The sequence below is a fragment of the Leclercia sp. TB492 genome (assembly GCF_049974505.2).
In the GTDB taxonomy this organism is placed as follows: domain Bacteria; phylum Pseudomonadota; class Gammaproteobacteria; order Enterobacterales; family Enterobacteriaceae; genus Enterobacter; species Enterobacter adecarboxylatus_C.
In genome coordinates this window covers 2936831-2958158 of sequence record NZ_CM127572.1, presented here as the reverse complement: position 1 = coordinate 2958158, position 21328 = coordinate 2936831, and the positions used below count along the sequence as shown (strand labels likewise).

Below are 21328 nucleotides of genomic sequence, written 5' to 3'. Positions count from 1 at the left end.
CCTTAACTGTAGAAACTTTGCGCCAGCGAGCCGACCAGCAGCTGCCAGCCGTCCACCAGCACAAACAGCATCAGCTTGAAGGGCAGGGCAATGGTTGCCGGAGGCACCATCATCATCCCCAGCGCCATCAGCACGCTGGCGATCACCAGGTCGATAATCAAAAACGGAATGAAGATCGTAAAACCAATCTGGAAGGCGGTTTTCAGCTCGCTGGTGACGTAGGCGGGCAGCAGAATGCGCATCGGCACCGCTTCCGGACCCTGAATCGGCCCGGCGTTGGCCAGACGGGCAAACAGGGCCAGGTCTGATTCGCGGGTCTGACGCAGCATAAATTCTCGCAGCGGCTGCGCCCCTTTCTCCAGCGCCACCTGCATTGAGATCTTGTCTTCGCTGAACGGCTGATACGCATCGACATAAATCTTGTCGATCACCGGCGACATAATGAAGAAGGTCAAAAACAGGGACAGACCGAGCAGAACCTGGTTCGGCGGTGCCGAAGGGGTGCCCAGGGCATTACGCAGCAGACCAAAGACGATGATGATGCGGGTGAAGCTGGTCATCATCAGCAGGATTGCCGGGATAAAGGTGAGCGAGGTGATAAACACCAGCGTCTGAACCGGCAGGGTCCAGCTCTGGCCGCCCCCGGCCATCGGCGTGGAGATCAGGCCTGGCAACTGGGCGTACACGGCGGGAGCAAACAGGCCAAGGCCTGCAAGCGCAAGGGATAAAACAGGGCGCATCACGATCTCCCGGAACGCTTAAGCAAACTCTTCATCACGGACTGAAAATCCGGTGGAACCTCTGGGCTGCTCCCTTCAGAGACCGGCGCAGGCGGCAATGTATGCAGGATATTGATTTGCGAGGCGGTCACACCCAGCACCAGCCGGGCGTCTTCCACTTCCACGATCACCACGCGTTCGCGCGGCCCCAGCGAGGTGCTGGCCGTAAGCTTCAGCCCGCGCGCACCGGCGGTTTTACCCGCCAGGCCGACGCGTTTTGCCAGCCAGGCGACGATCAAAATAAAAGCAATGATCCCCAGCAGCGCACCGCTGACCTGCAGCAGCGGCGAACCGGGCACTGCAGAGGGTTGAGAGACGGTGGCCTGGGTCTTCATGTTTAGCGGCTCAGACGACGCATACGTTCGGACGGGGTGATGATGTCGGTGATACGCACGCCGTATTTATCGGCGACAACCACGACTTCACCCTGGGCAATCAGGTAGCCGTTGATCAGAATATCCAGCGGCTCACCGGCCAGACCATCCAGCGCCACCACGGAACCCTGCGTCAGGCGCAGCAGCTCTTTGATGGTCATTCGGGTACGACCCAGCTCCACGGTCAGCTTGACCGGGATATCCATAATCAGATCGATATCCTGCAGCGTGCCGCTGACGTCACCGCCGCCCAGCTGCTGGAACACCGCATCGGCAACGCTTTTGCTGGCCGGTGCTTTTTGTTCGTTTAACGCCTCAGCCCACAGATCGTCCAGTGCTCCGTTGTTGTCATCGGACGGATTGTTCATATCACTCATTTGGGCTGTTCCTCATTCAGAGAATTCAAAATCGGGTTAATCAGGTGCTCAACGCGTAACGCGTATTGATTGTTCACGGTGCCATACTGGCTGGTCAGCACGGGCACGCCATCCACATGGGCAATGATGCGATCGGGTTTTTCGATCGGCAGCACATCTCCGGGTTTTAATTTTAAGATCTGCGATAAACGCAGCGGGACGTCGGCAAAGTTCGCTACCAGTTCCAGCTGGGAGTGCTGAACCTGGCGCACCAGGTTCTCACGCCAGTTCTGATCTTCATGGCGGGAGTTTTCCAGCGGCGGGTTCACCAGCACTTCGCGCAGCGGTTCAATCATGCTGAACGGCAGGCAGATATTGAACTCACCGGTCAGGTTGCCGATCTCCACGTGGAACGGGGTGTTAACCACGATGTCGTTTGGCGAGGTGGTGATGTTGGTGAACTTCACCTGCATCTCGGAACGGACATACTCCACGTCCAGCGGATGAATCGCTTTCCACGCGTCGCTATAGCCTTCAAGGGCCAGCTTCAGCATGCGGTTGATGACGCGCTGTTCGGTATGGGTAAACTCGCGGCCTTCCACTTTGGTCGGGAAACGTCCGTCGCCGCCGAACAGGTTATCCACGGCGATAAACACCAGGCTTGGCGAGAAGACGAACAGACCCGTGCCGCGCAGGGGTTTCAGATGGATCAGGTTGAGGTTCGTCGGTACCGGCAGGTTACGGGCGAACTCATGATACGGCTGAATGCGGATCGCGCCGACGGTGATATCCGGGCTACGACGCAGCAGGTTAAACAGCCCCATACGGAACTGACGGGCAAAACGTTCGTTGATGATCTCCAGCGCCTGCAGACGCTCGCGCACCACGCGACGCTGGGTATTGGGATCGTAGGGGCGAATGTCACTTTCGCCCACTTTACCCGGTTTTGGATCGTCGGTCTTATCGCTGTCGCCGTTAAGCAGCGCATCGATTTCCGCCTGAGAAAGAATACTGTCGCCCATGTCGTTACCGCAGAATGAAAGCTGTATACAGAACGTCAGTGACTTCCTGCTTAGGTTGACCGCTTATCAGAGGCGCGGCCAGCGTTTGCTTAATGTCTACCACCAGTTTTTGTTTACCTTCATCGGTAGACAACTGCGCGGCATCCTGACGCGAGAACAGCAGCAGCAGACGGCTGCGCACTTCCGGCAGATATTCACTCAGACGTGCGCGCGTGGCCTCGTCTTTCAGACGCAGCGTAATGCCCACGTAGAACACGTGCTCGGCATCACCCAGATTAACGGTAAAAGTATCCAGTGCGAAAAAGACCGGGGCCGCCGGCGGTGGTGGCTCCGCTTTGGCTGCGGCTGACGGTGCTTTATTCATGCGCCAGTAGCTGTAACCTGCGGTAGCGCAGGCGGCGAGCGTAATTAACACCAGAAGCGGGATCCAGATGGAACGCTTACTTTTCTTGGTGATGGCGGAGTCAGTCATCTGATTCGTGCTTCCTGTTTCGGGACTGCTAATGGGGTGATTATCCCGTGTCCGCTCGCCGTCAAAGGGTCGAAAAGACGGGGATAATCACGCTACCTCTGGCGTTTAGGTTTAGGCGAAGATATCGACAGCGTTGTTTCCACGTGCCGCGGACTGCAGGGAGGCAGGCACTGCCAGCAGCTCATCGCTCTCTTCATCAAATCCGCCCGGCGCCCCGGAGCGGGAAGTTTGCTGCTGATGCTGAGAGGAGGCCTGCTGTTGGCCATTAAAGTTTTCACTGCTGATACTGCTTTGCGTCAGCTCAATGCCGTTTTCCGCCAGCTGGGTACGCAGCACCGGCAGGGCCGCTTCCAGCGCCGCACGAACGTGGCTATGGCCTGACACCATCTGCAGCTGCGCCTGGTTATCATCCAGCTTGAGCGTAATTTGTACCTGACCCAGATCCTCCGGATGCAGACGCAGCTCGGCGCTCTGCTGGCCCTGGCGGGTGAACAGGGTGATGTGCTGGCTGATGGTCTGCTGCCACTCGTTGCTGCCCAACTGGGCGCTGACCACGGGCGCTGCGGCAAAGGTCGGTTGCGCCGAGGTAAGATTGCTGACAATCGGCCCCATAGTGACGGTTGGCCCGGTCGGGGACGGCGCGCTCTCTGCCGCCTGCTTTGTGGTGGACGCGGCAACGGCTGGCGTCAGCTGAGAGTCGGAGGCTAATGCCGCATCTTTATCCTGGGCTACGGCTTTGGCGCTGCGCAGGGCATCGGTATCCAGCGCAGGCTGACGGCCATGATCGCTGGTCAGGGCGGCATCAACGTCCAGGCCCCCGGCGCTCACCGGCTGAGGTGCGGCGGCGGTGGCCGTCTGCTGGTGAGGCAGCATTGCCATCAGGGCGCTTAATCCCGCCAGCTCGTCATCGCTAAGCTCGGTTTTGCTGTCGGCCTCTTTGGCCGCCTGGGTCAGGCTCTTCAGTACGTCGCCTTTAAGCGCGGGCAGCAGGCCGGTGCTCAGACCGGGCTGGGTGACGCCCTCGTCGGTGACGCTGAGATCCTGATGCGCCAGCAGTTCGGCCAGCTTTCCGGCGTCGGTATCAGCATCGATGGCGTCGGCTTTCAGCGCCACGCTTGCCCGCTTGCCGCCCGCTGTCTGCAGATCGTTCAGCGTCAGCCCGGCCTCTTTGCCCTGGCCTTTGGCATCGCTTAACGCGCCCGCCAGCAGGGCAAGAAAGTCCTGCGCGCCGTCGGCCGCTTTTCCGCCCCGGACGCCGCCCGTAAGGTCGGTGTCGCCCGAAAGCAGTTGTTGAAGGGTGATCATTCCGGTGTCCTCATTGTTGCGCGCTGGGCAAATTCATCCATTTTTTTCTGATCGAGACGGCTTTCCGCCAGGGTTGTTGCGGCAAGCTGGCGATCCTGCAAGGTTTGCCAGGCCTGTAAACGCTGCTTCTTCTCACGCCAGAAGTTCAGGGCCCGGTCAACCTTCTCGGTCCACTGAAACACCTGCTGGCGATGCTGATCTATGGCTTTCTCCAGCGTCTGGATGAACTGTTGATAGTTAATCCAGCGCTGGCTGCCGATACCCTGGGCCATGTCCATGTTGAGGTTGGTGCGATACTCATGCTGGTAGTCGATCAACATCTTCAGCTGTTCTTCCGCCTGTTGATGCCCGCGGCGCATCGCGCCAAGCTGCTGTGCGGCATTATCAACGTCTTTCTCGGCCAGATCTTTCAGCGTGGCTAATGCGCCGTGTTGTGCCATGACATTCGCCCTCTATTCTGTTACACCTGCGGGAAAATCATCTCCAGAGCCTGGATCGAGCTTTCCCAGTCGGCTTTTTCAAAAATACCCTGTTGCAGATACGCCTCAAGGTGCGGCCACAGGGCTATTGCCTTGTCGAGCATCGGGTCGCTGCCTTTGGCATAGGCGCCGACGCTGACCAGATCGCGGTTGCGCTGGAAGCTGGAGAGCAGCTGCTTAAAGTTACGCACACGGGCGTAGTGCTTCTCGCTAATCAGCGCCGTCATTGCGCGGCTGATCGAGGCTTCGATATCAATCGCCGGGTAGTGGCCCGCTTCGGCCAGACGGCGCGACAGGACGATGTGACCATCGAGGATCGCACGCGCCGAGTCGGCAATCGGATCCTGCTGATCGTCGCCTTCGGTCAGAACCGTATAAAACGCGGTAATCGAGCCGCCGCCGCTGATGCCGTTACCGGCGCGTTCAACCAGCGCCGGTAATTTGGCAAATACCGAAGGCGGATAGCCTTTGGTCGCCGGCGGTTCACCGATCGCCAGGGCGATTTCACGCTGCGCCATCGCATAACGGGTCAGGGAGTCCATGATCAGCAGGACATGCTGACCCCGATCGCGGAAATCTTCCGCGATGCGCGTGGCGTAGGCGGCACCCTGCATACGCAGCAGGGGAGAGACATCCGCCGGGGCGGCAATCACCACCGACCGGGCGCGCCCTTCGGCACCGAGGATGTTCTCGATAAAATCTTTGACTTCACGGCCACGCTCGCCAATCAGCCCCACCACGATAACGTCGGCCTGGGTATAGCGGGCCATCATCCCGAGCAGCACCGATTTGCCGACGCCGGAGCCGGCGAACAGGCCCATACGCTGGCCGCGACCGACGGTCAACAGGGCGTTGATCGGGCGCACGCCGGTATCCAGCACGTGCTCGATCGGCGTACGTTGCAACGGGTTAAAGGGTTGCGTGATCAGCGCCCCGGTTTCGGCGGTATCGGGGGAGGGCAGACCATCGAGCGGTTTACCGCCGCCGTCCAGCACCCGCCCGAGCAGCGCCGGGCCGAGCGGCAACTGCTTGCCGCTGTGCAGTCCGTCGGCGGATAGGTTTTTGGCGTAAACGCGCGCGCCGGGCAGAACGCCCTCCACCTCTTCCAGCGGCATCAGGAACAGACGCTGGCCGTTAAAGCCAACCACTTCGCTCTCGACTTCGCGGATCTCGTTCCCGTCCTGGCGTTCGATAATGCAGGTGGCCCCCAGCGGCAGTTGCAGGCCGGTCGCCTCCAGCACCAGGCCGGTGGCGCGTGTTAAGCGACCATAACGGCGAACGGACGGCAGCTGCGCCATCTTCGCTTCAAAATTGTCGAGACTGTTGAGCCAGCGGGTGAGGCGTGCGGTCATCAGATGACTCCCGGTGCTGCCAGGCGGCACAGTTCCTGCCAGCGGGTTGCCACGCTGGCGTCCAGATCCCCTTCATCGGCAGAGACTTTGCAGCCGCCGTGATGCAGGGTCGGATCGCCGCGCAGGCGCCAGCCGTGCAGGCTCAGGGTCGCGCCGAGCATCTCTTCCACTCGCTGCAGATCGTCCGGGTGGACGCGCAGCTGTGGTTTGCCGCTGAACAGCGGCTCCTGCTGCAGCAGACCCTGGATCTGTTTAATCAGCGACGAGTTATCTACCGGCGGGGTATGGCCGATCACCTGACGTGCCGCCTCGAGCGCCATCTGCATCAGGCGCGAGGCGATAACGCTGTCCAGCGCGTCCAGCGTATTCTGGAACTCGCTGACCAGCTGCTGCATCCGGGCATGGATCGGCGCCTGCTGTGAGCGCGCCTGCTCTAACCCTTGCGCCATACCCTGGGCCAGCCCTTCCTGATAGCCCTGGTCGTGACCTTTCTGCCGGCCTTCGTTTACGCCGGCGGTGTAGCCCTGATCGTGGGCCTGCATCTGGATCTGCGCCAGCTGCTGCGCGCGCAGCTCCTCTTCGCTCAGTTCAGGCTCTGCGTTCTCCTCATCCATCCCGTCGGAGTCGAGGTTGGCAGGGACAAATTCCGCGCGAGGAGGGGAGAGGTCATCCGGCGTCCAGACCTTCCACGGCAGTTCATCAGACATAGGTATCCTCGCCGCTGCCTACCACCATCTCGCCGGTTTCGGCCAGACGACGCACAATAAGGAGGATCGCTTTTTGTTCGTTTTCCACCTGAGACAGACGCACCGGGCCACGGTTGGCAAGGTCGTCGCGCAGGATATCCGCCGCACGCTGGGACATGTTGCGCAGGAACTTCTCGCGCAGCGGCTGTTCGGCGCCTTTGAGGGCGATAAGCAGCGATTCGGAGTCCACTTCCTGCAGCAGGCGCTGGATACTGCGGTCGTCCACGTCGACCAGGTTTTCGAACAGGAACATCTCGTCGATAATTTTCTGCGCCAGTTCGCCGTCGAACTCGCGCACCGCGGTAATGACGGCCTCTTCCTGCTGCGTTTTCATCAGGTTGATAATTTCTGCCGCCGTTCTCACGCCGCCCATTTTGCTGCGCTTGAGGTTCTGGCCGTCGAGCAGACCGTTCAGTACTTCGGTCAGTTCCGCCAGCGCCGCCGGCTGGACGCCGCCGAAGGTGGCGATACGCAGCATCACATCGTGACGCAGACGTTCGTCGAACAGCGCCAGAATATCGGCCGCCTGACCACGCTTGAGGTGGACCAGGATAGTGGCGATGATCTGCGGATGCTCGTCGCGAATAAGGTCGGCGGCGGTCTGCGGCTCCATAAAGTTGAGCGTTTCGATACCGCTGGCGGTATCGCGGGTCTCGAGAATATCCTCCAGCAGGCTGGCGGCGCGCTCTTCCCCGAGCGCCTTGACCAGCACCGAACGCAGGTATTCGTTGGCGTTGACGTTGAGCGCCGCAAACTGTTCGGCTTCCTGCTCAAACTCCGCCAGCACTTCGGTCAGCTGCTTGTTGGAGATCTGACGCACGTTGGCCATCGCCGAGCTGAGAACCTGCACTTCACGCTGGGAGAGGTGTTTGAACACCTCTGCCGCCCGGTCCTCGCCAATGGTCATCAGCAGGATGACGCTTTTATCCGTTCCGGTAAGGTTACTCATTTTCGTTACTCATCCACTGGCGAATGACCAGCGCCACGACGCGCGGATCGTTATCTGACATTTCGCGAATACGCTGGCTCATCACTTCAGCGCCCATGCGCTGGTTAGCACGGCGTTGCTGCATTTGTTCGTCTTTGCTGAGGCGCACTTCCACCGCTTCCTGTGTCTCTTCGCGCAGCAGGGTTCTCTCTTGCAGCGCTTTGGCCTCTTCTGCGCGGCGTACAAGCTGCGGACGTACCGCTTTACGCCACAGCAGCCAGGCAACAATCACCACCAGCAACCAGCGACCGGCTTCAATCAGCAGCTCGATAAATGCCTGCTTCTGCCAGAACGGCAGTTCACCGCTGGTATCGTCAACGGCGCTGAACGGCGAGTTCACGACGTTAAGGGTATCGCCCCGTTTCTCTGAATAACCCATGGCTTCACGGGTCAGGTCTTCGATCTGCTTCATCTGCTCGGTGGTCAGCGGCAGGGGCTTACCATCCGGCAGGGTTTTGTAGTTGACGACGACCGCCACGGAGAGACGCTGCACATCACCGGTGTTCATTTTGGTGTGACGGATGGTGCGATCGACTTCGTAGTTAGTGGTTTCGTTGCGGCTGCTGGTCCGCGGGCCAGCGTTGGCCGCCGCTGCGGTTTGCTGCTGCTGCGCGCCCTGCTGACCGTTCTGCTGGTTCTGCGCCGGGGCGTTAATCGGCGCGGTATTGGCCGGGGCTGGCTGGTTAGAGAGCGCACCCGGTACGCCGCCCGCGTTCGGGCCGCCGATTTGTAAGTTTTCATTCACCTGACGCGAGCGCATCACGGCCTGAGCGGCATCGCCGTTCGGACGATACTGCTCTTCCGTCTGCTCTTTATCCGCAAAATCGATCTGCGCGGTGACCTGGGCATGAACGTTGCTGGTCCCGACAATCGGGCCGAGGATGGCTTCGATACGGCTCTGAACGCGGTTTTCCACGTCGGTGGCATATTTCAGCTGCGCGTCATTCAGATCGCGATCGCTGGTGTTGGATTTGGTTAACAGGCGACCCATCTGATCCACCAGGGTCACGTTACCCGGCGGTAAACCCGCTACGGCGCTTGAGACCAGATGGACCACGGCGCTGATCTGCCCTTCATCCAGCGCACGGCCAGGCTGCAGATTGACGGTAACGGAGGCCGAAGGGGCTTTTTGTTCGCGGACAAACAGGGTTGGTTTTGGCATTGCCAGGTGCACGCGGGCACTTTTCAGCGGGCCGAGGGTTTCGATGGTGCGGGCCAGTTCGCCCTCCAGCGCGCGCTGGTAGTTAACCTGCTCGCTGAACTGGCTGATACCGAATTTTTCCTGATCCAGCAGTTCAAAGCCTACCGCGCCGCCTTTCGGCAGACCTTGCTGGGCAAGACGTAAGCGAAGTTCGTGAACTTTATCGGCTGGGACTTCCAGCGCGCCGCCATTATCCGAGAAACGGTAGGGGACGTTCATCTGGGTTAACTGGGTGACGATAGCGCCGCCATCCTGGTCCGAGAGGTTGCTGAACAGCGTGCGATAGTCAGGCTGTTTGGCCCATAAGACCATCGCGACAACAATAGCGATAGCGGCGGCACCTGCCACGATCAACGGCACTTTAGGGTTCGCGCGCAGGCGGCTCATCCATTCGAGAGATTTAGTTTGAGGGCTGGATGTTGCTGACGCACTCATAGCGCACCTCGTGGCTCATCGTGGATTTCATTATTCGTGTGGAGAAACAAAACAGACTCCCGGGTCGGCAAACACAACAAAAATTCCATAATCATGGCTGTGCCATTATTTGATGAAACGGGAATTTCTATGGGTCAAATAACCTGGTTTTTTAACGCTATTTAGCGCCTTTATCTCATTGACAGACTGGTACTCTTGAGCGCGTAAAAATCCATCAGGGGAAAGTCATGGCAATACAGGGGATTGAAGGCGTCATTAGTCAGTTGCAGGCAACGGCAATGACCGCCCGTAATCAGAACGTGGCTGACGTGCAGTCGACGGTCAGCTTCGCGGGTCAACTGCATGCGGCGCTGGACCGGATAAGCGACACGCAAACCGCGGCGCGCGTGCAGGGCGAAAAATTCACCATGGGCGTGCCGGGCATTGGTCTCAACGATGTGATGACCGATTTGCAAAAAGCGTCGGTATCGATGCAGATGGGCATTCAGGTGCGTAATAAGCTGATGCAGGCGTATCAGGACGTCATGTCGATGCAGGTTTAGTTCCTCTGGTGCTGGCACCAGTCTCGCTTTAATGCCACACTGTTTTTTTCTGCATAAATGGAAAAATGATGAAAAAAATAGCAATGATGGCGGGGCTGCTGGCGTTAACTGGCTGTGTGCAGGTCGACAGATATCAGGACGTGATCAAGCATCCCGTTCCGGCTGAGCTGGCAGGGTACTGGCAGTCGAAAGGGCCGCAAAGCAGAATGGTCAGCCCGGAAGCGATCGCTACGCTGGTGGTGACGCAAGAGGGGGATACCCTCGACTGCCGCCAGTGGCAGCGCGTGGTGGCCGTGCCGGGTAAAATCATGCTGCGCTCGAATGATTTTTATAACGTCACCAGCAAACTGGATATCTACCCGCTGGAAAGGGAAGGCTCCGCCATTGAGTATGACGGAATGATTCTGCAGCGCGTCGAGCGGCCCACCGTTGAGTGCACAAATTATCTGAGTAAAAACCCGCTGGAAAGTAAGCTGCCATAAGCGATATGTAGGCCGGGCAAGCGTAGCGCCGCCCGGCTTCCCATAGCTTAGAGTACGTCCTCTATCACCCAGACGCTGACGCTGCCCCCGTTGCAGGTAAACACGCCAGTGCCGGTTTCGTCGGTGGTGACGATCTCCTCCCGGTTGCCGAGAAAATCTTTCCATCTTCTGTTGCCGTAGTTCTCACCCAGCGTCAGGGTCTTTTCACCCTCATCGCCGTTCGAGAGCACGACCACGCAGCCCGGATCCTCATCGGTGCCGCTGCGGCTGAAGGCAATACAGTTAGGGTGATCGAACCACAGGGTCTGAACGCCATGGGCAAAACGCTGGCGGGCGAGGATCAGCTGGTCGAGCTGTTCAATCACCGGCATCTCGATATGGTACATCTCGCCGTCACCGCCGGTGTCGTCATAGCTTGCACCGTACAGATCGGGATAGAAGACGCTCGGCACTCCGTTCTCCCGGAGCAAAATCAACGCGTAGGCCAACGGCTTAAACCAGGCTTCGACCGGAGCCTCCAGCGCCTGTAGCGGCTGAGTGTCGTGGTTAGCTACCAGCGTCACCGCGTGGAAGGGATCGACTTCTACCAGCGTGCCGGTAAAGATCTGGCTCATGTCGTAATCACGCCCCTGCAACGAGGCTTCGTGAAATTTCATGTGCAGCGGGGCGTCAAACAGCATGGTTTGTCCATCCACCTGATCGATATAGTGCTGCAATTTATCGACATCTTTAGACCAGTATTCCGCCACGATAAACAGCGGTTTCGGCGCAACTTCCTGCACATGCTCGATCCACTCTTTATAGAACCATGCCGGAATATGTTTCACCGCATCCAGACGGAAGCCGTCGCACTGGGTCTGCTCCATCAACCAGCGCGCCCAGTATTTGATCTCCTCGGTCACCGCACGGTTACGAAAATCGATGTTTTCGCCCATCAGGTAATCAAAGTTCCCCATCTCGTTATCGACCTGATCGTTCCAGCCATCACCCGTGTAATCATTAACGATCTTGAAGATGCCGTCTTCATCGGGGTTTTCGATATGATCGATGCCGCTGAAGCATTTGTAATCCCAGACGAATTCCGAGTACTGTCCGGCGCGCACCGGGAAGGTGTAGCGGGTCCAGGCTTCACACTCGACAATCTCTTCGTGAATCTGATTGCGATCGTCGGCGTTGACCCGCTGGACGCGGATGGCCTCTTTCTCGTCGGCACCCATCTTGTGGTTGACCACCACGTCCATCAGCACCGCGATGTCGTTGCGCTTTAATGCCCCGATAGCGGCCAGCAGCTGCGCTTTGTCACCGTATTTGGTGGGAATGGATCCTTTTTGATCGAACTCGCCGAGATCGAAGAGATCGTAGCAGTCGTAACCGACGGAATATCCACCGGACGCCCCTTTGTACGCCGGGGGCAGCCAGACCATGTTGATGCCAATGTCGTTGAGAAGGTCGGCGCGCTCGGCCACTTCCGGCCAGAGTTGACCGCCGTCAGGGTAATACCAATGGAAAAACTGTAAGAGAGTGGGGTTTTTCATGAACCGTTTCCATGAGATCGCGGATCTCTAGTATGGAATACAGTTTGCAGAAATGCCTGACGTACGAAGCGAAACCTTTTCGTACGTCAGGATAATCGCTATTCCTGAGTCGCCTGGGGCACCAGAATGTGGCCCCCCTGTTTGCCGTAAGCGGAGAGAACTGATTTTTGGATGGACGTTTGGCCCACCATTTTTGACAGTTCATCCATCCGGCTCTGCAATAGCGCTTTGACCTGGCTTTCGTTATCCAGGATCCCACGCAGGGTGGGCCTGAGCTGCTCCTGTAACTGCAGAGAGAGTTCAGATTCCTGAGTGACACGTGCCAGCGTATGCACCGCATTAACATAATCGGTTTCACAGGCGATCAGTTCATCCCACAAGCCATTACTGGCGAGCCGCAGCATTAACTTGCTGTGATCAAGTAACTGCTGATAAAGGGTGTAGAGTTGCGGTGCTGTGGTCATTAGACGGCGTCCTGAATCAGATGTGGCGAGCCGGCCGCTTCCTTCCAGCCGTCTGCGATATTGCGCAGCAGGTTTTCCACTTCTTCGATGGCGCTGACATCATTGCGCACATTCGCCTGCAGAAGACGGCGGACCATATAGGCATAAAGGCCAATCAGGTTTTGTGTTAGCTCATCGCCATTATCTTCATCCAGGCCCAGTTTCAGCCCGTTTTCGATAATGTTAATGGCTTTGGAAAGCGCCTGGCCTTTTGCCGGGATGTTACCGTCCTGCAGGAACAGACGCGCACGGACCAGCGCGCTGAGTGCACCATCAAACAGCATGATAATCAGCTGCTGCTGGCTGGCACTCATCACCGCACTTTCAACCTCAATTTTTGCGTAGGCTTGCGTGCCTTTTGCGCCGTACATGTTAATCCCCTCGGTTCAGATTAATTTTTGCTGCTGGTGTTTTCGAACTGCTGAGTCAGATAGCTGCTGGTGGAGTTCAGCGAGTTCATCATCACGTCAAGCTGGGTAAACTGCTCTTTGTAGCGCGCGACCATGGTGTCGATTCGGGCACTGGCTGCGTTGTACTGCGTTGTTAAGTTGTTCAGCGTTTTGCTGACGCCATCTTTTGCGGCCTGGATAATGCCGGTACTGGAGAGCCAGCTGGTGGTGCTTTTGCCAATGGTGGTAGTGATACCGGTCGTTTTACCGTCACCAATCAGCAGATCTTTGATCCCTGAAGCGCTGGTTTTCATGGCCGCACTCAGTTTGTCTGCATTCACTTCAAGCTTGCCGCTATCCGGATCGGTGGTGATGCCTACCTGCGACAGCGTTTTAATGGTGGAACCGCCTACAGAGCTGCTCAGCAGGCTCTTTAACTGAGTCTGGATGGTGCGTAACGTGGTATCACCCAGCAAGGCGCCATTGCTGCTGCTCTGGGCATCGGCCCCGGCATCGACGGCGGTATATTTGGTCAGGCTGCTGAAGGTGTCCTGCAGCGCGTTATAGGCCGTCACCCAGTCATTAATCGCTTTTGTCGCTTTGGTGTTGTCGGTAGCAATCGTTAAGGTCTGGTTACCGGTCGTGACGTCGCTCAGGTTCAGGGTAATATCTTCCAGCGCATCGCTGATGGTATTGCTGCTGTTTACGATATCAACGTTATTGACCTTCAGCTCGGCATTCAGCGCGGTCACGCTCTCTTCCATGCCATTGCTGCTGTCGCCTTTGGTGCCGTTGTAGCCCATAAAGGACTGCAGCGCGGTGTCTCCGCTGACGCTAATCTTCATCGCGTTGGCTTCACCGGTCTCTTTCGAGGTGATAGACAGGCGATATTCACCGTTCCCGACGTTAATGATACTGGCACTGACGCCGGCATCGGCTTTGTTGATTGCGTCGCGGATCCCGGTCAGCGAGGAGTTCGCCGCGCTGATATCAATGGTGACCGGTTTTTTATCGCCGCCTTGCTGAATCGTGATCTTGCTGTCGCTGGTGGCGAGGGCCGCTTTATTGTCTTTCTGTATGCCACTTGTCAGGGTTTGCGCCTTGGCAAGCTGCGTGACTTCAATGGTGTATTTCCCGGGCAGCGCGCTGCCTGTGGTGGTCGCGCTGAATGCCGTGCTGCTGCTGGTCGTCGTCGTGGCCGTAAACAGATCGGCTTTACTTAATGCGGTATTGGCGGTCTGAAAAGATTCCAGGGCGCTTTTCATCGTGCCGTAAGCGCTAAGTTTTGACGTATAGGAAGACTGCTGATTAGAGATCGGGGTCAACTGCGCTTTTTGTGCGGCGGTCAGACTATCCAGAATATCACCTAACTTCAGACCAGAGCCGACTCCCAACGAAGAAATACTTGCCATTTTAGTTCCTTAAAGTAACGACACGTAAAACGAATAAAGGGGTTATCGGCGTTAACGGAACAAAGTTTACGGTTTATTTCTTTTTTTAATGGCGAGAAAAGCGGGAATAGAGAGGAGTATTTCCGTGACTAAAAAAAATCATGAGATTCGTAAAAAAATTCTAAAGGTTGTTTTGGACCAGACGATAACACTCTTGATGGCGAAGAAGCCGAAGGGTGGAAACCCAAATCTAACTCAAGATTTGATGAACAACAGGAAACGAAATCATGGCACAAGTCATTAATACCAACAGCCTCTCGCTGATCACTCAGAACAACATCAACAAAAACCAGTCTTCAATGTCTACTGCCATTGAGCGTCTGTCTTCCGGTCTGCGTATCAACAGCGCAAAAGATGACGCTGCTGGCCAGGCGATTGCTAACCGTTTCACCTCTAACATTAAAGGTCTGACTCAGGCAGCTCGTAACGCCAACGACGGTATCTCCGTTGCACAGACCACTGAAGGCGCACTGTCTGAAATCAACAACAACTTACAGCGTATCCGTGAGCTGACTGTTCAGTCTTCTACTGGCACCAACTCCCAGTCTGACCTGGACTCCATCCAGGACGAAATCAAATCCCGTCTGGACGAAATTGACCGTGTATCTGGTCAGACCCAGTTCAACGGCGTGAACGTGCTGGCAAAAGACGGCTCCATGAAAATTCAGGTTGGCGCGAACGATGGTCAGACCATCACTATCGACCTGAAAAAAATCGACTCTGATACGCTGAAGCTGACTGGCTTTAACGTTAATGGTAAAGGCGAAACGGCAAATACCGCTGCAACGTTAAAAGATATGGCTGGCTTTACTGGCGTGACAGTTGGCGTAGGCGTTACTCAATATACTAACACCGATGCGAAAGCTGCTTCTTCAGATGTGTTGAACGCAGTTGTAAGCAACAAAGGCAGCAGTATTACAACTAACGCAGATGTAGGTTTTGGTACACCAGGCGCTGCTGTACAATATAACTATGATGCTGATAGCAATTCATATACTGCGAATGCAGATGTAACAAACGTTGAAAGTACTGATCTTACTGCGTTTTTGAATCCTGAAGCTGGTGATACTACTTCCGCAACAGTTTCAATTGGCGGTAAAGATCAAAAAGTCAATATTGATAAAACCGGTAAAATTACTGCAGCAGATGATAATGCTACGCTTTATTTAGACGCTACTGGTAATTTAACTAAAAACAATGCCGCTGGAGATGCAGCAGCAACTTTAGATGATTTGGTCGCTAATGATGTAGTAGCAACCATCAAAACCGATAAAGGTACGTTTGTAACGTCAGGCACTACCGGCACTACTACCGTTACAGCCAAAAATATTAAAATTGATGGTGATACCTTTGCTAAGGCACTTAAAAACAATGCCTATACTGCTGACGTAGGTACTGGTGCCACTGCTAAAACTTATACCGTGGCAGCTGATGGAACTAGCGATGGTTTCATAAAAAATGGTGCGCTTAGTGATACCGCCCCTGTCTATTTTGCTCAAGCAGATGGGACAATCTCGACCGCTCAAAATCCTGAAGATGGAAAAACAGTTTACAAAACTGCCGACGGTAAATTAACAACGGACACCACGAGCAAATCAGAAACTACCGCTGATCCACTGAAAGCGCTGGACGATGCAATCAGCCAGATCGACAAATTCCGTTCTTCCCTGGGTGCTGTACAGAACCGTCTGGATTCTGCGGTAACCAACCTGAACAACACCACCACCAACCTGTCTGAAGCGCAGTCCCGTATTCAGGACGCCGACTATGCGACCGAAGTGTCAAATATGTCTAAAGCGCAGATCATCCAGCAGGCCGGTAACTCCGTGTTGGCTAAAGCTAACCAGGTTCCTCAGCAGGTTCTGTCTCTGCTGCAGGGTTAATAGCCTGACGATGCTCAAACCCCGCTCCGGCGGGGTTTTTTACTTTCCAGAAAACCAATAACCCCCAAATAACCCCCCATTCCCCCCCCTATTCACACGATTAAAAACCCTCCAGAAACGGATAATCATGCCGATAACTCAACTAACGCAGGGCTGTTTATCGTGAATTCACTCTATACCGCTGAAGGTGTAATGGATAAACACTCGCTGTGGCAGCGTTATGTTCCGCTGGTGCGTCATGAAGCATTGCGGCTTCAGGTGCGGCTACCGGCGAGTGTGGAACTGGACGATCTGCTACAAGCGGGCGGTATCGGGTTATTGAATGCAGTTGACCGGTACGACGCTCTGCAAGGAACGGCATTTACGACTTACGCAGTACAGCGTATTCGTGGTGCGATGCTCGACGAACTGCGCAGCCGGGATTGGGTGCCGCGCAGCGTTCGACGCAATGCACGCGAAGTCGCGCAAGCAATGGGGCAGCTGGAACAAGAGCTCGGACGTAACGCAACGGAAACGGAAGTTTCGGAGCGTCTGGGGATCTCAACGGCTGACTATCGCCAGATGTTGCTCGATACCAACAATAGCCAACTCTTCTCCTATGACGAGTGGCGCGAAGAGCATGGCGATAGCATCGAACTGGTGACGGACGATCATCAGCAGGAAAACCCATTGCACCAGTTAATGGAAGGCAATGTACGCCAGCGCGTGATGGAAGCCATCGAAGCTTTACCGGAACGCGAGCAGCTGGTGCTGACTCTCTATTACCAGGAGGAGCTCAATCTTAAGGAGATTGGTGCCGTACTGGAAGTAGGGGAGTCGCGGGTTAGCCAGCTGCACAGCCAGGCCATTAAACGCTTACGTACCAAGCTGGGTAAGTTATAGGTGATGCATATCACCCGTTAAATGCCGCACAACGTATTGACAACCAGGAGTTATCATGACGGTGCAGCAATCAAAAAGACGGCCATTAAGCCGCTACCTGAAAGACTTTAAACACAGCCAGACGCATTGCGCGCACTGCCATAAGTTGCTCGATCGCATCACGCTGGTTCGTCGCGGCGAAATCGTCAATAAAATTGCGATTTCCCGTCTCGATACTTTGCTGGATGAAGCCGGATGGCTGGAAGAGCAGAAGGAGTGGGTGGCGCTGTGTCGTTTTTGTGGCGATCTGCACTGCAAAGAGCAGAGCGACTTCTTCGATATCATCGGCTTTAAGCAATTTCTGTTTGAGCAAACAGAGATGAGCCATGGCACGGTGCGCGAATATGTCGTACGTCTGCGTCGCCTGGGCCAGCATCTGACCACGCAGCGTATCTCCCGTGAGTTACTGACCAGCGGCTATCTGGATGAGAATCTTGAGCCATGGCTGCCTGCGACCAGCACCAACAACTACCGGATTGCACTGCGCAAGTATGCACAATTTAAAGCGCAAATGCCGGTGACGCCAAAGCAGAAAGTCCACCGCGAAACAACTTCTGATATATATTAAAAATGAATAACATGTAGCGCAGTCGTGTTTGACCTTGCGGCCGAACGCCCTACACTACAATCAAAATTCCAATGATATCGGGGTAAGTATGAAATTTGCACTTCTGGGTCGTCAGGCGCTGATGGGTGTAATGGCCGTTGCGCTGGTAGCCGGTATGAGCGTGAAAACGTTCGCGGCAGAAGGTCTGTTAAATAAAGTCAAAGAGCGCGGCACGCTGCTGGTTGGGCTGGAAGGCACTTATCCTCCGTTCAGCTTCCAGGGTGACGACGGTAAACTGACCGGGTTTGAAGTGGAGTTTGCCGAAGAGCTGGCGAAACACCTCGGCGTGAAAGCGTCGCTGAAGCCGACCAAATGGGACGGCATGCTGGCCTCGCTGGACTCCAAACGTATTGATGTGGTGATTAACCAGGTCACCATCTCTGACGAGCGTAAGAAAAAATATGATTTCTCCACCCCGTATACCGTCTCCGGTATCCAGGCGCTGGTGAAGAAAGGCAACGAAGGCACCATTAAATCTGCTGCCGATTTGAAAGGCAAAAAAGTCGGTGTCGGTCTGGGGACCAATTACGAAGAGTGGCTGCGCCAGAACGTGCAGGGCGTCGATATCCGTACCTATGACGATGACCCGACCAAATACCAGGATCTGCGCGTAGGCCGTATCGACGCCATTCTGGTTGACCGCCTGGCGGCGCTGGATCTGGTGAAGAAAACCAAAGACACCCTCGCGGTTGCTGGTGATGCCTTCTCCCGTCAGGAAGCTGGCGTTGCGATCCGCAAAGACAACGACGACCTGGTGAAAGCCGTCGACGGTGCGATTGCCGATATGCAGAAAGACGGCAGCCTGAAGGCGCTCTCCGAGAAATGGTTCGGGGCAGACGTCACAAAGTAAGCAGTTGAATGCAAAAAAAGGCGCTTTGATAAGCGCCTTTTTTATTTCCTCGCCAGCAACGTGCATAATAAAAAAAGACAGACTTAGACAGGGTTATGGAGGTTTTCATGTCATTACAGAATCTAACGCGTTTTCCGCGCCTTGAATTTATTGGCGCCCCGACGCCACTGGAGTATTTGCCGCGCTTATCGGACTACCTCGGGCGCGACATCCTTATCAAACGTGATGACGTGACGCCGATGGCGATGGGCGGCAACAAGCTGCGCAAGCTGGAGTTCCTCGCGGCGGATGCCCTGCGGGAAGGGGCCGACACGCTGATTACCGCGGGGGCAATCCAGTCCAACCACGTGCGCCAGACCGCGGCCGTTGCGGCAAAGCTGGGCCTGCACTGTATCGCTCTGCTGGAAAACCCGATTGGCACAAAGGCAGAAAACTACCTCAGCAACGGCAACCGTCTGCTGCTGGACCTGTTCAACGTGCAGATTGAAATGTGCGATGCGCTGACCGACCCGGTGGCGCAGCTGAGTGAACTGGCCACCCGCGTGGAAGCTCAGGGCTTTCGCCCGTATGTGATCCCGGTGGGCGGTTCGAACGCCCTGGGGGCATTGGGCTACGTCGAAAGCGCGCTGGAGATCGCCCAGCAGTGCGAAGGGGCCGTGGGCCTCTCCTCGGTGGTGGTCGCCTCCGGTAGCGCAGGAACGCATGCCGGGCTGGCGGTAGGGCTGGAGCAGTTGATGCCGGACGTCGAGCTGATTGGCATCACCGTGTCGCGCAGCGTAGCTGACCAGAAACCAAAAGTGGTCACGTTACAGCAGGCAGTGGCCCGGCAGCTGGAGGTGAGCGCCAGCGCCGATATCATTCTGTGGGATGACTACTTCGCGCCGGGTTACGGCACGCCGAATGACGAAGGCACGGAGGCGGTCAAACTGCTGGCACGTCTGGAGGGGATCCTGCTGGATCCGGTCTATACCGGTAAAGCGATGGCGGGTCTGATCGACGGCATCAGCCAGAAGCGTTTTAAGGATGAAGGGCCGATTCTGTTTATTCATACTGGCGGGGCGCCGGCTCTCTTTGCCTACCATCCTCACGTCTAAATCACAGGCAGAAAAATCATAATGCAAGAAAGTATTCAACTGGTGATGGATTCGTTGCCTTACCTGCTGAAAGGTGCGGTGTTTACGTTGCAACTGAGTATTGGCGGGATGTTTTTTGGGCTGCTGCTGGGCTTTGTTCTGGCGCTGATGCGCCTGTCGCCTCTGCTGCCCGTGCGCTGGCTGGCGCGTTTTTATATTTCCATCTTCCGCGGCACGCCGCTGATTGCCCAGCTTTTCATGATTTACTACGGCCTGCCGCAGTTTGGCATTGAGCTGGATCCCATCCCGGCGGCAATGATCGGTCTGTCGCTTAATACTGCTGCCTATGCGGCGGAAACCCTGCGCGCGGCGATCTCCTCTATTGAAAAAGGGCAGTGGGAAGCTGCAGCCAGTATCGGCATGACCCCATGGCAAACCCTGCGCCGGGCAATCCTGCCCCAGGCTGCCCGGGTAGCGCTGCCGCCGCTGAGCAACAGCTTTATCAGCCTGGTGAAAGACACCTCGCTGGCGGCCACCATTCAGGTGCCGGAGCTGTTCCGCCAGGCGCAGCTGATCACCTCGCGCACGCTGGAGGTTTTCACCATGTACCTGGCCGCCTCGCTGATTTACTGGGTGATGGCGACAGTGCTGTCGGCGCTGCAAAACTATTTTGAAAACCAGCTTAACCGCCAGGAGCGTGATCCGAAATGAGTGCTATCGACGTTAAAAACCTGGTGAAGAAATTTCACGGCCAGACGGTGTTGCACGGGATCGACCTGGAAGTGCAGGAGGGCGAAGTGGTGGCGATCATCGGGCCAAGCGGCTCCGGTAAAACCACGCTGCTGCGCAGTATCAACCTGCTGGAACACCCGGAAGGCGGCACCATTCGCGTGGGGGAGATCACCATTGATACCGGCAGGTCGCTGAGCCAGCAAAAGGGACTGATCCGCCGTCTGCGTCAGCACGTTGGCTTCGTCTTCCAGAGCTTTAATCTGTTTCCACATCGCACGGTGCTGGAGAATATCATTGAAGGGCCGGTGATTGTCAAAGGCGAACCGAAAGAGGAGGCCACCGCCCGCGCCCGCGAGCTGCTGGCGAAGGTAGGGCTTTCCGGCAAGGAGAGCAGCTACCCGCGTCGTCTCTCCGGCGGCCAACAGCAGCGGGTGGCGATTGCCCGCGCGCTGGCGATGCGTCCTGACGTGATCCTCTTTGATGAACCGACGTCGGCGCTGGATCCGGAGCTGGTGGGGGAAGTGCTGAACACCATTCGTCAGCTGGCGCAGGAAAAGCGTACCCTGGTGATCGTCACCCACGAGATGAGTTTTGCCCGCGACGTGGCGGACAGGGCCATATTTATGGATCAGGGGCGTATCGTTGAGCAGGGGCCGGCAAAATCATTGTTTGCCGATCCTCAGCAGCCGCGCACCCGGCAATTCCTCGAAAAATTCCTCATGCAGTAGCATATTTGTTCTCAATTGCTCCGGAATTAAACGCCGGAGCAATATATTCACCCAGGCTATGAATGCCATCCTGATTTTATCCCGTCTTAACCGCCCTAAGTGTATAAAATGTGTAGATAATTA

Annotated in this window: 24 protein-coding genes; 9 read left to right on the top strand and 15 right to left on the bottom strand. The window is 56.2% G+C overall.

Annotation, left to right across the window (positions count from 1 at the left end; all coding sequences use genetic code 11):
• Nucleotides 1–2: 2 nt before the first annotated feature.
• The 11 genes from fliP to fliF all read right to left on the bottom strand — a co-directional run bounded on the left by fliP (nucleotide 3) and on the right by fliF (nucleotide 9509).
• Nucleotides 3–740, bottom strand: a complete 738-nt coding sequence (fliP, locus tag ACP4QI_RS14055) for a flagellar type III secretion system pore protein FliP (RefSeq protein WP_142486313.1) — start codon at nucleotides 738–740, stop codon at nucleotides 3–5.
• Entirely contained in the window at nucleotides 740–1114 is a 375-nt protein-coding gene (fliO, locus tag ACP4QI_RS14050; protein WP_142486312.1) for a flagellar biosynthetic protein FliO, read from the bottom strand. The genes fliP and fliO overlap by 1 nt, the downstream gene beginning before the upstream one ends.
• Nucleotides 1115–1116: 2 nt before the next feature.
• Nucleotides 1117–1530, bottom strand: a complete 414-nt coding sequence (fliN, locus tag ACP4QI_RS14045) for a flagellar motor switch protein FliN (RefSeq protein WP_032612268.1) — start codon at nucleotides 1528–1530, stop codon at nucleotides 1117–1119.
• The gene (fliM, locus tag ACP4QI_RS14040) at nucleotides 1527–2531 is read right to left on the bottom strand and encodes a flagellar motor switch protein FliM (protein WP_142486310.1); all 1005 of its coding nucleotides are present in this window, start codon (nucleotides 2529–2531) and stop codon (nucleotides 1527–1529) included. Before fliM ends, fliN begins: the two co-directional genes overlap by 4 nt.
• A gap of 4 nt (nucleotides 2532–2535) precedes the next feature.
• On the bottom strand, nucleotides 2536–3003 hold the full coding sequence (gene fliL, locus ACP4QI_RS14035) for a flagellar basal body-associated protein FliL (RefSeq protein ID WP_156264147.1): 468 nt from the start codon (nucleotides 3001–3003) through the stop codon (nucleotides 2536–2538).
• 111 nt (nucleotides 3004–3114) lie between these two features.
• Nucleotides 3115–4308: a flagellar hook length control protein FliK gene (fliK, locus tag ACP4QI_RS14030; RefSeq protein ID WP_426495297.1), complete on the bottom strand. Its 1194-nt coding sequence runs from the start codon at nucleotides 4306–4308 to the stop codon at nucleotides 3115–3117.
• Nucleotides 4305–4748 (bottom strand): flagellar export protein FliJ, encoded by a 444-nt coding sequence (gene fliJ / locus ACP4QI_RS14025; protein ID WP_426495298.1) that lies wholly within the window; start codon nucleotides 4746–4748, stop codon nucleotides 4305–4307. The genes fliK and fliJ overlap by 4 nt, the downstream gene beginning before the upstream one ends.
• A gap of 20 nt (nucleotides 4749–4768) precedes the next feature.
• Nucleotides 4769–6139, bottom strand: coding sequence for a flagellar protein export ATPase FliI (gene fliI / locus ACP4QI_RS14020; RefSeq protein ID WP_142486306.1), 1371 nt, complete (start codon nucleotides 6137–6139; stop codon nucleotides 4769–4771).
• The gene (fliH, locus tag ACP4QI_RS14015) at nucleotides 6139–6846 is read right to left on the bottom strand and encodes a flagellar assembly protein FliH (RefSeq protein WP_142486305.1); all 708 of its coding nucleotides are present in this window, start codon (nucleotides 6844–6846) and stop codon (nucleotides 6139–6141) included. Before fliH ends, fliI begins: the two co-directional genes overlap by 1 nt.
• The gene (gene fliG / locus ACP4QI_RS14010) at nucleotides 6839–7834 is read right to left on the bottom strand and encodes a flagellar motor switch protein FliG (RefSeq protein ID WP_156264144.1); all 996 of its coding nucleotides are present in this window, start codon (nucleotides 7832–7834) and stop codon (nucleotides 6839–6841) included. Before fliG ends, fliH begins: the two co-directional genes overlap by 8 nt.
• Nucleotides 7827–9509 carry a flagellar basal-body MS-ring/collar protein FliF gene (gene fliF / locus ACP4QI_RS14005; protein ID WP_142486303.1) on the bottom strand — a complete coding sequence of 561 codons (1683 nt, stop codon included), beginning with the start codon at nucleotides 9507–9509 and terminating at the stop codon, nucleotides 7827–7829. Before fliF ends, fliG begins: the two co-directional genes overlap by 8 nt.
• A gap of 227 nt (nucleotides 9510–9736) precedes the next feature.
• Between fliF and fliE the strand changes: the two genes are divergently transcribed.
• Both fliE and yedD read left to right on the top strand, forming a co-directional pair.
• Nucleotides 9737–10051, top strand: a complete 315-nt coding sequence (gene fliE / locus ACP4QI_RS14000; RefSeq protein WP_142486302.1) for a flagellar hook-basal body complex protein FliE — start codon at nucleotides 9737–9739, stop codon at nucleotides 10049–10051.
• A 68-nt stretch (nucleotides 10052–10119) separates the two neighbouring features.
• A complete protein-coding gene (yedD, locus tag ACP4QI_RS13995) occupies nucleotides 10120–10533 on the top strand; it encodes a lipoprotein YedD (RefSeq protein ID WP_426495299.1) in 414 nt (137 codons plus the stop codon).
• Nucleotides 10534–10580: 47 nt separating this feature from the next.
• Here yedD and amyA read toward each other — a convergent pair whose 3' ends face one another.
• From amyA to fliD, 4 genes are all read right to left on the bottom strand, one after another.
• On the bottom strand, nucleotides 10581–12068 hold the full coding sequence (gene amyA / locus ACP4QI_RS13990) for an alpha-amylase (protein ID WP_285111234.1): 1488 nt from the start codon (nucleotides 12066–12068) through the stop codon (nucleotides 10581–10583).
• Between the two features lie 98 nt (nucleotides 12069–12166).
• Nucleotides 12167–12532, bottom strand: coding sequence for a flagella biosynthesis regulatory protein FliT (fliT, locus tag ACP4QI_RS13985; RefSeq protein ID WP_156264140.1), 366 nt, complete (start codon nucleotides 12530–12532; stop codon nucleotides 12167–12169).
• Nucleotides 12532–12942 carry a flagellar export chaperone FliS gene (gene fliS / locus ACP4QI_RS13980; protein ID WP_156264139.1) on the bottom strand — a complete coding sequence of 137 codons (411 nt, stop codon included), beginning with the start codon at nucleotides 12940–12942 and terminating at the stop codon, nucleotides 12532–12534. The genes fliT and fliS overlap by 1 nt, the downstream gene beginning before the upstream one ends.
• Before the next feature lie 20 nt (nucleotides 12943–12962).
• A complete protein-coding gene (fliD, locus tag ACP4QI_RS13975; protein WP_426495300.1) occupies nucleotides 12963–14372 on the bottom strand; it encodes a flagellar filament capping protein FliD in 1410 nt (469 codons plus the stop codon).
• A 266-nt stretch (nucleotides 14373–14638) separates the two neighbouring features.
• Between fliD and ACP4QI_RS13970 the strand changes: the two genes are divergently transcribed.
• The 7 genes from ACP4QI_RS13970 to tcyN all read left to right on the top strand — a co-directional run bounded on the left by ACP4QI_RS13970 (nucleotide 14639) and on the right by tcyN (nucleotide 21205).
• The gene (locus ACP4QI_RS13970) at nucleotides 14639–16294 is read left to right on the top strand and encodes a FliC/FljB family flagellin (protein WP_445730294.1); all 1656 of its coding nucleotides are present in this window, start codon (nucleotides 14639–14641) and stop codon (nucleotides 16292–16294) included.
• A gap of 162 nt (nucleotides 16295–16456) precedes the next feature.
• Nucleotides 16457–17176: an RNA polymerase sigma factor FliA gene (gene fliA / locus ACP4QI_RS13965; protein WP_032612078.1), complete on the top strand. Its 720-nt coding sequence runs from the start codon at nucleotides 16457–16459 to the stop codon at nucleotides 17174–17176.
• 55 nt (nucleotides 17177–17231) lie between these two features.
• Entirely contained in the window at nucleotides 17232–17783 is a 552-nt protein-coding gene (gene fliZ / locus ACP4QI_RS13960; protein ID WP_426495302.1) for a flagella biosynthesis regulatory protein FliZ, read from the top strand.
• Between the two features lie 88 nt (nucleotides 17784–17871).
• Nucleotides 17872–18672, top strand: a complete 801-nt coding sequence (gene tcyJ / locus ACP4QI_RS13955) for a cystine ABC transporter substrate-binding protein (RefSeq protein WP_285128048.1) — start codon at nucleotides 17872–17874, stop codon at nucleotides 18670–18672.
• Between the two features lie 107 nt (nucleotides 18673–18779).
• Nucleotides 18780–19766 (top strand): D-cysteine desulfhydrase, encoded by a 987-nt coding sequence (dcyD, locus tag ACP4QI_RS13950; RefSeq protein WP_426495303.1) that lies wholly within the window; start codon nucleotides 18780–18782, stop codon nucleotides 19764–19766.
• Nucleotides 19767–19787: 21 nt separating this feature from the next.
• Nucleotides 19788–20456: a cystine ABC transporter permease gene (gene tcyL / locus ACP4QI_RS13945; RefSeq protein WP_142486290.1), complete on the top strand. Its 669-nt coding sequence runs from the start codon at nucleotides 19788–19790 to the stop codon at nucleotides 20454–20456.
• Nucleotides 20453–21205: an L-cystine ABC transporter ATP-binding protein TcyN gene (gene tcyN, locus ACP4QI_RS13940; RefSeq protein WP_142486289.1), complete on the top strand. Its 753-nt coding sequence runs from the start codon at nucleotides 20453–20455 to the stop codon at nucleotides 21203–21205. The genes tcyL and tcyN overlap by 4 nt, the downstream gene beginning before the upstream one ends.
• Nucleotides 21206–21328 lie beyond the last annotated feature (123 nt).

Excerpts from the sequence above, each read along its gene's own strand:
- fliP (WP_142486313.1), bottom strand. The coding sequence starts at position 740 with ATGCGCCCTGTTTTATCCCTTGCGCTTGCAGGCCTTGGCCTGTTTGCT.
- fliO (WP_142486312.1), bottom strand. The coding sequence starts at position 1,114 with ATGAAGACCCAGGCCACCGTCTCTCAACCCTCTGCAGTGCCCGGTTCG.
- fliN (WP_032612268.1), bottom strand. The coding sequence starts at position 1,530 with ATGAGTGATATGAACAATCCGTCCGATGACAACAACGGAGCACTGGAC.
- fliM (WP_142486310.1), bottom strand. The coding sequence starts at position 2,531 with ATGGGCGACAGTATTCTTTCTCAGGCGGAAATCGATGCGCTGCTTAAC.
- fliL (WP_156264147.1), bottom strand. The coding sequence starts at position 3,003 with ATGACTGACTCCGCCATCACCAAGAAAAGTAAGCGTTCCATCTGGATC.
- fliK (WP_426495297.1), bottom strand. The coding sequence starts at position 4,308 with ATGATCACCCTTCAACAACTGCTTTCGGGCGACACCGACCTTACGGGC.
- fliJ (WP_426495298.1), bottom strand. The coding sequence starts at position 4,748 with ATGGCACAACACGGCGCATTAGCCACGCTGAAAGATCTGGCCGAGAAA.
- fliI (WP_142486306.1), bottom strand. The coding sequence starts at position 6,139 with ATGACCGCACGCCTCACCCGCTGGCTCAACAGTCTCGACAATTTTGAA.
- fliH (WP_142486305.1), bottom strand. The coding sequence starts at position 6,846 with ATGTCTGATGAACTGCCGTGGAAGGTCTGGACGCCGGATGACCTCTCC.
- fliG (WP_156264144.1), bottom strand. The coding sequence starts at position 7,834 with ATGAGTAACCTTACCGGAACGGATAAAAGCGTCATCCTGCTGATGACC.
- fliF (WP_142486303.1), bottom strand. The coding sequence starts at position 9,509 with ATGAGTGCGTCAGCAACATCCAGCCCTCAAACTAAATCTCTCGAATGG.
- fliE (WP_142486302.1), top strand. The coding sequence starts at position 9,737 with ATGGCAATACAGGGGATTGAAGGCGTCATTAGTCAGTTGCAGGCAACG.
- yedD (WP_426495299.1), top strand. The coding sequence starts at position 10,120 with ATGAAAAAAATAGCAATGATGGCGGGGCTGCTGGCGTTAACTGGCTGT.
- amyA (WP_285111234.1), bottom strand. The coding sequence starts at position 12,068 with ATGAAAAACCCCACTCTCTTACAGTTTTTCCATTGGTATTACCCTGAC.
- fliT (WP_156264140.1), bottom strand. The coding sequence starts at position 12,532 with ATGACCACAGCACCGCAACTCTACACCCTTTATCAGCAGTTACTTGAT.
- fliS (WP_156264139.1), bottom strand. The coding sequence starts at position 12,942 with ATGTACGGCGCAAAAGGCACGCAAGCCTACGCAAAAATTGAGGTTGAA.
- fliD (WP_426495300.1), bottom strand. The coding sequence starts at position 14,372 with ATGGCAAGTATTTCTTCGTTGGGAGTCGGCTCTGGTCTGAAGTTAGGT.
- ACP4QI_RS13970 (WP_445730294.1), top strand. The coding sequence starts at position 14,639 with ATGGCACAAGTCATTAATACCAACAGCCTCTCGCTGATCACTCAGAAC.
- fliZ (WP_426495302.1), top strand. The coding sequence starts at position 17,232 with ATGACGGTGCAGCAATCAAAAAGACGGCCATTAAGCCGCTACCTGAAA.
- tcyJ (WP_285128048.1), top strand. The coding sequence starts at position 17,872 with ATGAAATTTGCACTTCTGGGTCGTCAGGCGCTGATGGGTGTAATGGCC.
- dcyD (WP_426495303.1), top strand. The coding sequence starts at position 18,780 with ATGTCATTACAGAATCTAACGCGTTTTCCGCGCCTTGAATTTATTGGC.
- tcyL (WP_142486290.1), top strand. The coding sequence starts at position 19,788 with ATGCAAGAAAGTATTCAACTGGTGATGGATTCGTTGCCTTACCTGCTG.
- tcyN (WP_142486289.1), top strand. The coding sequence starts at position 20,453 with ATGAGTGCTATCGACGTTAAAAACCTGGTGAAGAAATTTCACGGCCAG.